The sequence below is a fragment of the Bradyrhizobium genomosp. III genome (assembly GCF_000261705.1).
Classification (GTDB): domain Bacteria; phylum Pseudomonadota; class Alphaproteobacteria; order Rhizobiales; family Xanthobacteraceae; genus Bradyrhizobium; species Bradyrhizobium ottawaense.
The window spans coordinates 1-11805 of sequence record NZ_AJQF01000195.1 but is presented as its reverse complement, the minus strand read 5'-3'; the positions used below and the strand labels follow the sequence as shown (position 1 = coordinate 11805).

Genomic DNA, 11805 nt, shown 5'->3' with positions numbered 1-11805 from the left:
GGAGCCGCGGCAGCCGGCGCCGAATTGGCCTCAACCACCGGAGCGGCGGGAGCGGGCGTGCTGGCGGCCGGGGTAGACGTCGGGGTAGACTTGGCGACCGCCTTCTCGCGCGCCGACGGCTTGCCACGCGGGCTGGCCTCGGCCGGAGCCACATCCGCAGCCTTGTGCTCGGCAGACGGCTGATCGGCAGCCTTTTCAGCCGCCGGCTTGTCCGTCACGCTCTTCTCGGGGATGCCTTTGGCCTTGACGCCGGGCGCCGGGAGATTGGCCACATCGGCGGGCTTGCCGTTCTTGCCGGCCTCGGCAGGGGCCACGACGGCCGCAGGGGCGTCAGCCGCCGGCTTGGCGTTGATGTAGTGGTTAACGATGTACGCCCCGATGATCGTCGCGAGCACCGAGGGGAAAATATCCATCGAAATTTTAGCGAGGTATTTCAGCATTCCGGCCACTCCCCGCGCGATCTGATGCGGGAACTTTGGGGCATTGTAAGGGATCAACTGCGACGGATCGATGGCAAGTTGTAAGGCCGGACCTACGGCTTCAGCTCGATCTCAAGGAACACGATCTCGGTTGAGGTTTCGTTAAGTACGTCATGTTGGACGCCCGCCTTGCGGAAATAGGATTTCCCGGCCGCCAGCTGCGCCTTGGACCGCTCGCCGCCCGGCGCCACGATGGTCATTTCGCCCGCGACGACGGGAACAATCACATAGTCCATGCCGTGGGTGTGATGCCCCGTGGCGCTGCCCGGACCGAGCCGCCATTCCGTCACCCGGACCTCCTCGTTGTCGACCTGAACCTCGGATCTGGCGGCAAGCATTGGGACCTCTCCTGGGACGCGATCCCGGCCCCCGAAGGGCCGCGTGAGCGCAAAGTGGTTCAGGGCACGAAACCATGAATACGTAGACGCCAAATACCATCACATGGACAAGCCCGAACAGGACGTTTGTCCTGCCCGTGCCGAAGGTCGGCATGCTCAGGACGAAGGTCGGGAGCAAGACCACGCTGCCCCCCGGGCGTCGAGGCCGAGCTCGAGCTCCTTGTCGAGCGGCGAGCAAATCGGCCGGCGGATTCAATGCCAGCGCAGGATCGGCGCGACCGGCAGCAGCGTCAGCAGCATGAACAGCGGGATCAGCACCGCGCCGGCGCGCACGAGATAGCCAAAGAAGCTCGGCATCTTGATCCCGTTCTCGCTGGCAATGCTGCTGACCATGAAGTTCGGCGCGTTGCCGATATAGGTGAGCGCTCCCATGTAGACGGCGCCCATCGAGATCGACGCGAGCGTGCCCGACAGCTGATGCATCAGCATTTGCGGATCGCCGCCGGCAAGCTGGAAGAACAAGAGATAGGTCGGCGCATTGTCGAGAAACGCCGACATCAGGCCGGTGAACCAGAAATAGGCGACCTCGCGCGGCGTGCCGTCCGGTGCCGTCACGGCCGACAACAGCCAGGCAAAGGCGCCGTGATGGCCGGCATTGAGCATGGCAATGACCGGGATGATGGCGACAAAAATGCCCGCGAACAGTTTTGCGACCTCGCGGATCGGCTCCCAGGTGAAGCCGTTGGCCAGCCTGTGCTCGTCCGGCGTCAGCCACACCGACAGCGCCGCAATGGAAAGCAGCGCCAAATTGCGCGCGATGTCTTCCAGCTCCAGCTTCGTTCCGAGAATGTCGAAGGCGATAGCGGGCTTCCACATCGCCGAGGCCAGCAGGCTCGCGACGATGGCTGCGATCAGCACGAGGTTGACCAGACCGCGGATGCGGACCGGATCCGCAGGACCGGCGTCGCTCAGCGCGGGCTCGCTGCGGAAGCGCCAGGAATCGATGGCGATGAAGATCGCGAGCAGCAATCCGGCGACGATTGCGGTCTGCAACCAGATGCTCCGCGTGGTCCAGAAGAAGTCGACGCCGTGCAGGAAACCGACGAACAGCGGGGGATCGCCGAGCGGGCTCAGCGCGCCGCCGACATTGGCGACCAGGATGATGAAGAAGATGATGACATGGGCGTTGTGGCGCCGCGGCCGGTTGGCGCGGATCAGCGGACGGACCAGGATCATCGCGGCCCCCGTGGTGCCGACGATGCTTGCCATCAAGGTGCCGAGCGCGAGGATGCCGGCATTCGTCGCCGGCGTGGCCTTGATGTCGCCGGTAATGAGAATGCCTCCGGCCACGACATAGAGCGCGAACAGCAGCACGATGAAGCCGAGATATTCAGCGAGCATGGCATGGACGAACGCCGCCAGCGTCGCCATGCTCCCGGCAAAAATGACGAGCGAGGCCAGCGCCAGCAGCGACCAGGCAGCAGCGATCTTGCCGTAATGATGGTGCCAGACTTTTGCAAACAGCAGCGGTCCGAGCGCGATCGACAGCAACAGGCCGGCAAAGGGAAGCGCATAGGGCCAGCGCATCGCCGCACCATCGAGGCCGCTTGCGGCCCAGGCCTGCTGCGGCAACAAGGCGAGGATGGCGGCGAGGGATACGCCCCACAGCCGGGAGACGAGCCGTTCAGGATCCAATGAAGCGCCTTGCCGTTTCGATCGCACCGAACGCATCGAGATTGTCGTGTCCGCCGCCCGCAAAGCGAACGAACTGCTTCGGTTCATGCGCGAGCGCGAACAGACGCTCTCCGAACACGATCGAAATGACAAGGTCATTGGTGCCATGCATCACCAGGAGCGGCACCGTGACGCGCGCGATCCGCTCGTCGGAAGGGAACGGATCGCGCATCAAGAGGCGCACCGGCACGAACCAGAATGACGAAGATGCAATGTCGGCCGTCGAGGTATAGGGGGCCTCCAGGACGAGCTTTCCAACACGCTGTTCCGAGGTGAGCGCAACCGCCACGCCGGTCCCGAGCGAGAAGCCCCAGGCGACGATTCGTTCCGCCGTGTAGCGGGCGGTGGTGAAGGCATAGGCGGCAGCGGCATCGCGCAGCAGACCCTCCTCACTCGGCGCGCCGCTCGAGCCGGCATAGCCGCGGTAGGACAGCGCGACCAAGCCGGTGCCATCAGCCGTCATGGCCTTGAAGCGGCTGACACGGCCGGCGAGAAAATCGCCATTGCCCGGAAAATACAGGATCACGGGACGACCCGGCCTCGCCGGCACATGCCAGACGATGATCTTCTCGCCATCCGAGGTGGCCAGGACATGCTCCTCCGCCTCGGGACAATTTGCAGCCTCAGGCGGGGTCCGCTTGGCGGTCGGTATCGGAAACAGCATCTCGCGCTGCCGGGCATAGAGCACGACGAGCCCGGCGAGATAGACGGTCGCGAGCAGGATGACGGTCCATTTGGCGATGGTGATCATTGCGCGGCCGGCCCCCGGTTCAGGCTCAGGGCTTGCGACTGCTCCGCAGCAATTTCATGACGTCGGGCCGGAGGCTCGCCGGTACGTCCCGGCAGCCGCACGCCGCCTTGTGGGCGGCGTGCCATGCGACGCGCTGCTCGCGCGTCGCCTTGAGCGGCATGCGATGGGACCGGTGCCATTCCCTGTTGATGGCCACGGTCCGTTTCCTTCGCGTGCTACATCGCCTTGACGATGTTCTCGGTGACCTTCTTGGCGTCGCCGAGCAGCATCATGGTGTTGTCGCGGTAGAACAGCGGATTGTCGATGCCGGCATAGCCGGAGGCGAGCGAGCGCTTGATGAACATCACGGTGCCGGCCTTCCAGACCTGAAGCACGGGCATGCCGTAGATCGGCGAGGTCTTGTCCTCCTCGGCCGCCGGGTTGGTGACGTCGTTGGCGCCGATCACGAAGGCGATGTCGGCCTGCGCGAACTCGGAGTTGATGTCCTCGAGCTCGAACACCTCGTCATAGGGGACGTTGGCTTCGGCGAGCAGCACGTTCATGTGGCCGGGCATGCGGCCGGCGACCGGGTGAATGGCGTACTTCACCTCGACGCCTTCCTTCTTCAGGATGTCGCCCATCTCGCGCAGCGCGTGCTGCGCCTGCGCCACCGCCATGCCGTAGCCGGGCACGATGATGACCTTCTGGGCATTCTTCATGATGAAGGCCGCATCATCCGCCGAGCCGAGCTTGGCGGGCTTCTGCTCGCCTCCGCCACCGCCGGCCGCCGCGGTCTCGCCGCCGAAGCCGCCGAGGATGACCGAGATGAAGGACCGGTTCATCGCGTGGCACATGATGTACGACAGGATCGCGCCCGACGAGCCGACCAGCGCGCCGGTGATGATCAGCGCGGAATTGCCGAGCGTGAAGCCGATGCCGGCCGCAGCCCAGCCGGAGTAGGAGTTCAGCATCGAGATCACGACCGGCATGTCGGCGCCGCCGATCGGGATGATCATGAGCACGCCGAGCGCCAGCGCCAGGATGACGATCAGCCAGAAGTCGAGCGCGCCGCCGGTCAGGACCAGGCGAACGATGAAGAACACCAGCGCCACGGCAATCGCGATGTTGATGATGTGGCGGGCGGGCAGGATGATCGGCGCGCCGCTCATCCGTGCGGACAGCTTCAGGAACGCGATCACCGAGCCGGTGAAGGTCAGCGCGCCGATGGCGACGCCGAGCGACATCTCGACCAGGCTCTGCGGATGGATATTGCCGGGGGTGCCGATGTCGAAGGCCTCGGGCGCGTAGAACGCGCCGGCGGCGACCAGCACCGCGGCCATGCCGACCAGCGAGTGGAAGGCGGCGACCAGTTCCGGCATCGAGGTCATCGGCACGCGGCGGGCGATCACCGCGCCGATCGCGGCACCGATGGCGATACCGACGATGACGAGCACCCAGGCGAGGCCGTCTGCCGGCGGATGGTTGGCCAGCGTGGTGGCGACCGCAATCGCCATGCCGATCATGCCGAACAGATTGCCCTGGCGCGACGAAGCCGGGCTCGACAGCCCGCGCAGCGACAGGATGAACAGCACTCCCGCCACGAGATACAAAAATGCAGAGAGGTTGGCGCTCATCTCAGGTCCCCATTGATCCCTTCAGCCCGAGGTGGCCGCTTACTTCGACTTCTTCTTGTACATCGCCAGCATGCGCTGGGTGACAAGGAAGCCGCCAAAAATGTTCACGCAGGCGAAAATGAGCGCGACAAAGCCGAAGGCGCGGGCCCAGCCCGAGCCACTCGAGACGTTCGCGACGCCGCCGGCAAGCAACGCGCCGACCACGATCACCGAGGAGATCGCGTTGGTCACGCTCATCAGCGGCGTGTGCAGCGCCGGTGTCACCGACCACACCACGAAATAGCCGACGAAGACGGCGAGGACGAAGATCGACAGCCGGAAGATGAAGGGGTCGACGACCTGTGCAGCATGCTCCATGGCGGGTCTCCTTAAGCCTTCGGCTGGAAGTTCGGGTGGATGACGGCGCCGTCTTTGGTGAGCGCGGTCGCCTTGACCAGTTCGTCGTCCCAGTTCACGGCGAGCTTCTTCTCCGTCTTGTCGACCATGGTCTCGATGAAGGAGAACAGATTGCGCGCGTAGAGGCTGGAGGCCGAGGCCGCGACGCGGCCGGCGACGTTGGTGTAGCCGACGATCTTGATGCCATCGAGGTCGACGACCTCGCCGGCCTTGGCGCCTTCGACATTGCCGCCGCGCTCGACGGCGAGATCGACCAGCACCGAGCCCGGCTTCATCGACTTGACCATCTCGCCGGAGACGAGCTTCGGCGCGGGCCGGCCCGGGATCAGCGCCGTGGTGATCACGATGTCCTGCTTCTTGATGTGCTCGGCGGTGAGCGCGGCCTGCTTGGCCTGGTATTCCCTAGACATCTCCTTGGCGTAGCCGCCGGCGGTCTGCGCGTTCTTGAACTCCTCGTCCTCGACGGCGAGGAATTTCGCGCCGAGCGATTCGACCTGCTCTTTGGTCGCGGGCCGCACGTCGGTCGCGGTCACGATGGCGCCGAGACGGCGCGCGGTCGCGATCGCCTGGAGGCCGGCGACGCCGACGCCCATCACGAACACTTTCGCCGCAGGCACGGTGCCGGCAGCGGTCATCATCATCGGGAAGGCGCGGCCGAACGCCTCGGCGCCCTCGATCACGGCGCGGTAACCGGCGAGGTTCGCCTGCGAGGACAGCACGTCCATCACCTGCGCGCGCGTGATGCGCGGCATCAATTCCATCGCGAAGGCGGAAACGCCGGCATCGGCGATCGTCTTCAGCGCGGCCTCGTTGCCATAGGGGTCCATGATGGCGATGACGAGCGCGCCGCGCTTGTACTGCGCGAGCTCGGAGGCTTCAGGACGCTTCACCTTGATGATGATGTCGGCATCCTTCAGCGCATCTGCGCTGACGGTGGCACCTACCGCGGTGAATTCGGAATCCGGCAGGCCCGATTTGAGGCCGGCGCCCGGCTCGACGGCGATCTCGGCGCCCAGCGCCTTGAACTTCTTCACCGTATCGGGCGAAGCGGCGACTCGCGGCTCGAGCGGATCGATTTCCTTGGCAACGGCGATCTTCATAGGTCCTCCGGCGGCGCGGGACAGCGCGCGCGCAAACTAAGCGTTACTCCCGCGGCGTTCGATACCGGTTTTGGCACCGGCTTGGATGCAAATATTCTGGGCAGCTGCTGCCGCTGGCGTGTGCAGCTGCCGACAGATCAGGTCAGGAAGACCGCCATCAGGATCACGATGAGCGCGACCGAGACCGTGCCGTACTTCACCAGCTTGATGAAGCCCTCGTAGGTCTGCTCGTGGGCAACGTAGTCGTTGCCGTCGGCGGTGCTGTACGCCACTTCGCTATGATCAGCCATGGATTGTCCCCAGTCGAAAGTCGAATTCTTGGGCTGGGATACCTGAAACCTTCGAGCAGGGCAACGGCGCTGGGCAGCGGTTTTCCCGCAAATCGGCTCATTTGGAATCCCAATTGTCGCGGATCCAACGCGTCAGGTTCTCCTCGCTGACCTCGCCGGCAGCGAGCGACAGGATGATGGCTGCCGCTTCAGCCTCGGGTACAACGAAGTCGATGCCGTTCACGCCGAGAAACGTGTACAGCGCCAGCAGCGACGTGCGCTTATTGCCGTCGACGAACGGATGGTTGCGCGCGATGCCGAAGGCGTACGCCGCCGCCAATTCGGGAAGATCGGCGCTCTCGTAAGACCATTTGTTTCTGGGCCGATCGAGCGCGGATTCGAGCATGCCTTCATCTCGAAGGCCGCTTGCGCCGCCATGGATCGCCAGTTGTTCGTGGTGGATCGCAATGATGATCCGACGCGTCAGCCAGAACGGCTCATTCACTTGGCAAGCTCGGCGAGAGCGTTGTGATAACGCTTCATGCCTCGCCGTGCGACTTCCATTGCTTTTTCGAAGTCAGGATCATGCGGCGTCAGCAACACGCCACCGTCCGACTGCTCGACCGGAAACAGCCTGTCGCCCTCTTTGAGATTCAGACGACCCGCGAGCTCCTTCGGCAGGATAACGCCGATCGAATTGCCTATCTTGCGCACCTGAAGCACGGTGGATTCGTTCTTCAAGTCCTTCGAGCTCGCGTTCTCGTTCATGGCAGCACCTCGTTATACAACTGTATAACACGACCCACCCAATTGTTCAACAAATGTTTTACGGCCCTACACTCAGCCCATCGCCTCGAGCTCGTCGATCATCCCGGCGATGACACTCAGGCCGCCGTCCCAGAACTTCGGGTCCTTGGCATCGAGCCCGAACGGCCGCAGCAACTCGGAATAATGCTTGGTGCCGCCGGCGGCTAGCATGTCGAGATAACGCTCGGCAAAGCCCTCGGCCGCGTTCTCGTAGACCGCGTAGAGCGAGTTCACGAGGCAATCGCCGAACGCGTAGGCGTAAACGTAGAACGGCGAATGGATGAAGTGCGGGATGTACATCCAGTAGTTCTCATAGCCCGCCTTGATCTCGATCGCCGGACCCAGGCTCTCGCCTTGCACCGACAGCCAGATCTCGCCGAGCCGCGTCGCGGTGAGCTCGCCGTTCTTGCGCTCGGTGTGGACCGCGCGCTCGAACGAGTAGAACGCGATCTGCCGCACCACGGTGTTGATCATGTCCTCGACCTTGCCGGCGAGCAGCGCCTGGCGCTGTTTTGCATTTTTGGTCTGGGCAAGGAGCCGCCTGAACGTGAGCATCTCGCCAAACACACTGGCGGTCTCGGCCAGCGTCAGCGGCGTCGGCGCCATCAGCGCACCGTTCTTCGCCGCCAGCACCTGATGCACGCCATGGCCGAGCTCGTGGGCGAGCGTCATCACGTCACGCGGCTTGCCCTGGTAGTTCATCAGGACATAGGGATGCGCCGACGGGGTGGTCGGATGCGAGAACGCGCCCGGCGCCTTGCCCGGCCGCACCGGCGCGTCGATCCAGCGATCGGTGAAGAAGCGCTCGGCGATATCGGCCATTTTGGGCGAGAAGCCGCGATAGGCCGTCAGCACCATGTTGCGCGCGTCGGGCCAGCCGATGGTATCGGTCGCGGCAAAGGGCAGCGGCGCGTTGCGATCCCAATAAGCCAGCCGCTTCTTGCCGAACCACTTCGCCTTCAACGCATAATAGCGATGCGACAGCTTCGGATAGGCCGCCCGCACCGAGGCGACCAGCGCATCCACCACTTCGCGCTCGACACGGTTGTTCAGATGGCGGGAATCCGCGACGTCCTGAAAACCGCGCCAGCGGTCGGAGATGTCCTTGTCCTTGGCGAGCGTGTTGGTGATCAGCGCAAAGGTGCGCTCATTGGCCTTGAAGGTTTTTGCCAGTGCCTCGGCTGCGCTCTTGCGCTTGGCGCCGTCGCGGTCCTGCAACAGATTGAGCGTCGGCTCGATCGCCAGCTCCTTGGCCCCGACCTTGAAGCGCAGTCCGGAGATGGTCTGGTCGAACAGCCGATTGAAGGCGGAATAGCCGGTCTGCGCCTTCTCCAGGAAAAGCTGCTCGAGCTTGTCGTCGAGCTGATACGGCTTCTCCTTGCGCAGATCCTCGATCCAGGGACGGTAGTGCGCGAGCTCGGGCGCTTGCATCGCCCGGTTCAAAATATCGTCATCGACACGATTGAGCTCGAGCGCAAAGAACAGCAAATGCGTGGACGCCGCCGTCAGCCGCTCGGAGACATCGCCGTAAAACTTTGAAATCGCAGGGTCCACGCTGTCGCCGGCGTGGACGAGCCCGGCATAGGAACCGAGCCGGCCGGCAAGATCGTCGATTGCCTCATAGCGTCGCACGGCTTTCGCGAGCCATTTTCCGCCATCTTCGTTTGCTGTCCCTGTCGCCAGCTTGCCCTTGTAGTCGGTCTCGAACGCGACGCAGTCGGCATCCATCGTTTCGAGATCGCGCGCCACTTCCGGCGCATCGATCCCGGAATAGAGATCGGCAAGGTTCCACTCCGGAAGCTTGCCGGTCTTGCTCGCAGGCTTTGCGAGCGGCGTTTTGGAGGACTTTGCCTTGGCGGCGGATTTCTTGGCGGCGGACGTTCTGGCGGCGGATGTTTTGGCGGCAGGCTTGCGGAGAGCAGTCTTGGAGCGCGAATTCATTGTGTGGGAAACCTGTGTTCAACAAGCGCGACGGCGGGCGGAGGCATCAAGGTTTAAGAGTGCGTTAATCGGCTTCGGCCAGAGTGCCCCGATTCGAGACAGATAGTAGTAGCGTGCGGGGAACACCATGGCTGCCAGTATTTTGATCGCTGACGACGACGCCGTAGCCCGCCGGCTGGTCGAGAACATGGTGCAGAAATGCGGCTATGAGACGGTCGTCGTGGACTCCGGTGACGCCGCGATCGCCGCCCTTACCGCTCCCGACGCGCCGGCCATCGACGCCGTCATCCTCGATCTCGTGATGCCCGGCCTCGACGGCATGGGCGTGCTGGCGAAAATCCGCGAAGCGGGTCTCAGCGTCCCCGTCATCGTGCAGACCGCCCATGGCGGCATCGACAACGTGATCTCGGCGATGCGCGCCGGCGCGGCCGATTTCGTGGTCAAGCCGGTTGGTGTGGAGCGGCTCCAGGTCTCGCTGCGCAACGCGCTCAACGCCTCCGCGCTCAAGGGCGAATTGCAGCGCATCCGGCACAGCCGCGAGGGCCGGCTGACGTTCTCCGACATCATCACCCGCGCCGAGGCGATGGCACCCGTGATGCGCGCCGCGCAGAAGGCGGCGAACTCTGCGATTCCCGTTCTGATCGAAGGCGAGTCCGGCGTCGGCAAGGAGATGTTCGCGCGCGCGATCCATGGCAGCGGCGAGCGCAAGGCCAAGCCCTTCGTCGCCGTCAATTGCGGCGCGATCCCCGACAACCTCGTCGAGTCCATTCTGTTCGGCCACGAGAAGGGCGCCTTCACCGGCGCGACCGAGCGGCACATGGGCAAGTTCGTCGAGGCCCATGGCGGCACGCTGTTTCTGGACGAGGTCAGCGAGCTGCCGCTCACTGCGCAGGTCAAGCTGCTGCGCGCGCTCCAGGAAGGCGCAGTCGAGGCGGTCGGCGGCCGCAAGCCCGTCAAGGTCGATGTCCGCATCGTCTCGGCAACCAATCGCCGGCTGCTGGAGCGGGTGAAACAAGGACACTTCCGGGAAGACCTGTTCTATCGCCTGCACGTGCTGCCGCTGACGATCCCCTCGCTCCGGGCGCGGCGCGAGGACATCCCGCATCTGCTCCGGCATTTCCTGGCGCGGTTTGCCGCCGAGGAGAACCGCGCGATCACCGGCATCAGCGGCGAGGCCATGGCCCATCTTGCCCAGCTCGACTGGCCCGGCAACATCCGCCAGCTCGAGAACGCGGTCTACCGCGCCGTGGTGATGAGCGACGGCGACCAGCTCGGCCTCGGCGACTTCCCTCTGCTCGCTTCGCAGCAGCATCCCGTAACCGAGATTCCGACCGCCCCGCTGATGCTCGAGCCGGCGGCGACCCCGTCGGTGGTATCGGGTAATGAAATACCGATCGCGCCGCTCCCGGCGGTAGGCACGCTCGCCCTGCTCACCGCGACCGGCGATGTCCGCTCGCTGGAGGACATGGAGAACGAGATCATCCGCTTCGCGATCTCGCACTACCGCGGCCAGATGTCCGAGGTGGCTCGCCGCCTCAAAATCGGCCGGTCCACCCTCTACCGCAAACTCGACGAGGCCGGGGTTCCCGGACATGGCGGGAAAAGCGGCGAGGAGACGCACTGAGCATCATGCGAACGAGGGTTCGCGCGGCGATGCGGGAGCGACTGTAAGCCGTTCGCATGACGACAGAATTCGACTGCTTCTTGAACCGTGACTTGGAAGTGACAGACACAGGGAAAAGCGCGCTGTGCAGGCGCACAATCCGTTGCCAAGAGGCTCCCTTGAAGTCAGTTTGGCGTGAGTTGTCCCGGTTAGCGCTGGCTGCAAAACCGGGGCCTGTATATCGTCTGCGTATGAATCGTTGCGTGCAGGCGTGCAACTTTCGAGAGGCCGGCGCGATTTAGCCGAAGCTCAATAGGCGATAACAAAGCTGTTCCACGAGGGACAGTTCACCCGAGGGGTGCGACACAATGCGTGACTGTTTGAACCACCGTGCGGGCTTCGACCGTGTCTTGATGACGGTCGCAGCGACCTTCCTCACGGTGTCGGCCAGCTCAGCCCTGGCGCAGGATCAGGCGCGCAGCAGCGCTGCCGAGCTCGCGATCGAAGCCGCGATCCCGCGCCCCGAGCCGGCCAACGTCCCGCCCCCGACCGCCTCCGATATCAAGCTCGACACCACCGCCACGGTGCAGGATTCCGCCAAGGAGCCGGCACAGGCGCCCGTGAAGGCTGACATCGCACCGGCCCCGAACAAGGTCGAGACCAAGCCTTCCGACGTCGCCACCACGCCCGCCGCCGAGGCGCCGAAGGGCGAAACGGCCAACACCGAACCTGCGAAGACCGAACCTGCGAAGGCCGAGCCGGCCAAGGCAGACA

The 11805-nt window shown here is 64.4% G+C and carries 11 protein-coding genes and 3 pseudogenes; 2 read left to right on the top strand and 12 right to left on the bottom strand.

Annotated features, from left to right (window positions below; translation table 11 throughout):
• The 12 genes and pseudogenes from IC66_RS0116940 to IC66_RS0116885 all read right to left on the bottom strand — a co-directional run.
• Positions 1–440: pseudogene (locus IC66_RS0116940) on the bottom strand (hypothetical protein); the annotation flags it as partial.
• A gap of 92 nt (positions 441–532) precedes the next feature.
• Entirely contained in the window at positions 533–817 is a 285-nt protein-coding gene (locus IC66_RS0116935; RefSeq protein ID WP_028140292.1) for a cupin domain-containing protein, read from the bottom strand.
• Between the two features lie 61 nt (positions 818–878).
• Positions 879–1045, bottom strand: a pseudogene (locus IC66_RS49210) (ionic transporter y4hA); the annotation flags it as partial.
• Between the two features lie 24 nt (positions 1046–1069).
• A complete protein-coding gene (locus tag IC66_RS0116930; RefSeq protein ID WP_028140293.1) occupies positions 1070–2548 on the bottom strand; it encodes a sodium:proton antiporter in 1479 nt (492 codons plus the stop codon).
• The gene (locus IC66_RS0116925; RefSeq protein WP_028140294.1) at positions 2502–3299 is read right to left on the bottom strand and encodes an alpha/beta hydrolase; all 798 of its coding nucleotides are present in this window, start codon (positions 3297–3299) and stop codon (positions 2502–2504) included. Before IC66_RS0116925 ends, IC66_RS0116930 begins: the two co-directional genes overlap by 47 nt.
• A 218-nt stretch (positions 3300–3517) precedes the next feature.
• Positions 3518–4915 (bottom strand): NAD(P)(+) transhydrogenase (Re/Si-specific) subunit beta, encoded by a 1398-nt coding sequence (locus tag IC66_RS0116915; RefSeq protein ID WP_028140295.1) that lies wholly within the window; start codon positions 4913–4915, stop codon positions 3518–3520.
• 39 nt (positions 4916–4954) lie between these two features.
• Positions 4955–5272: a proton-translocating transhydrogenase family protein gene (locus IC66_RS0116910; RefSeq protein WP_018317801.1), complete on the bottom strand. Its 318-nt coding sequence runs from the start codon at positions 5270–5272 to the stop codon at positions 4955–4957.
• Positions 5273–5283: 11 nt separating this feature from the next.
• Positions 5284–6411: a Re/Si-specific NAD(P)(+) transhydrogenase subunit alpha gene (locus IC66_RS0116905; RefSeq protein ID WP_038948415.1), complete on the bottom strand. Its 1128-nt coding sequence runs from the start codon at positions 6409–6411 to the stop codon at positions 5284–5286.
• Positions 6412–6548: 137 nt separating this feature from the next.
• Positions 6549–6701, bottom strand: a complete 153-nt coding sequence (locus tag IC66_RS0116900) for an aa3-type cytochrome c oxidase subunit IV (RefSeq protein WP_028140297.1) — start codon at positions 6699–6701, stop codon at positions 6549–6551.
• A gap of 97 nt (positions 6702–6798) precedes the next feature.
• A complete protein-coding gene (locus tag IC66_RS0116895; RefSeq protein WP_038948414.1) occupies positions 6799–7185 on the bottom strand; it encodes a type II toxin-antitoxin system death-on-curing family toxin in 387 nt (128 codons plus the stop codon).
• The gene (locus IC66_RS0116890; protein ID WP_038948412.1) at positions 7182–7448 is read right to left on the bottom strand and encodes an AbrB/MazE/SpoVT family DNA-binding domain-containing protein; all 267 of its coding nucleotides are present in this window, start codon (positions 7446–7448) and stop codon (positions 7182–7184) included. The genes IC66_RS0116895 and IC66_RS0116890 overlap by 4 nt, the downstream gene beginning before the upstream one ends.
• A gap of 72 nt (positions 7449–7520) precedes the next feature.
• Positions 7521–9428: a M3 family oligoendopeptidase gene (locus tag IC66_RS0116885; protein WP_038948411.1), complete on the bottom strand. Its 1908-nt coding sequence runs from the start codon at positions 9426–9428 to the stop codon at positions 7521–7523.
• Between the two features lie 127 nt (positions 9429–9555).
• On the opposite strand from IC66_RS0116885, the gene IC66_RS0116880 reads away from it, so the two are divergent.
• Both IC66_RS0116880 and IC66_RS42565 read left to right on the top strand, forming a co-directional pair.
• Positions 9556–11052 (top strand): sigma-54-dependent transcriptional regulator, encoded by a 1497-nt coding sequence (locus IC66_RS0116880; RefSeq protein WP_038948410.1) that lies wholly within the window; start codon positions 9556–9558, stop codon positions 11050–11052.
• A gap of 347 nt (positions 11053–11399) precedes the next feature.
• Positions 11400–11805, top strand: a pseudogene (locus tag IC66_RS42565) (L,D-transpeptidase family protein); the annotation flags it as partial.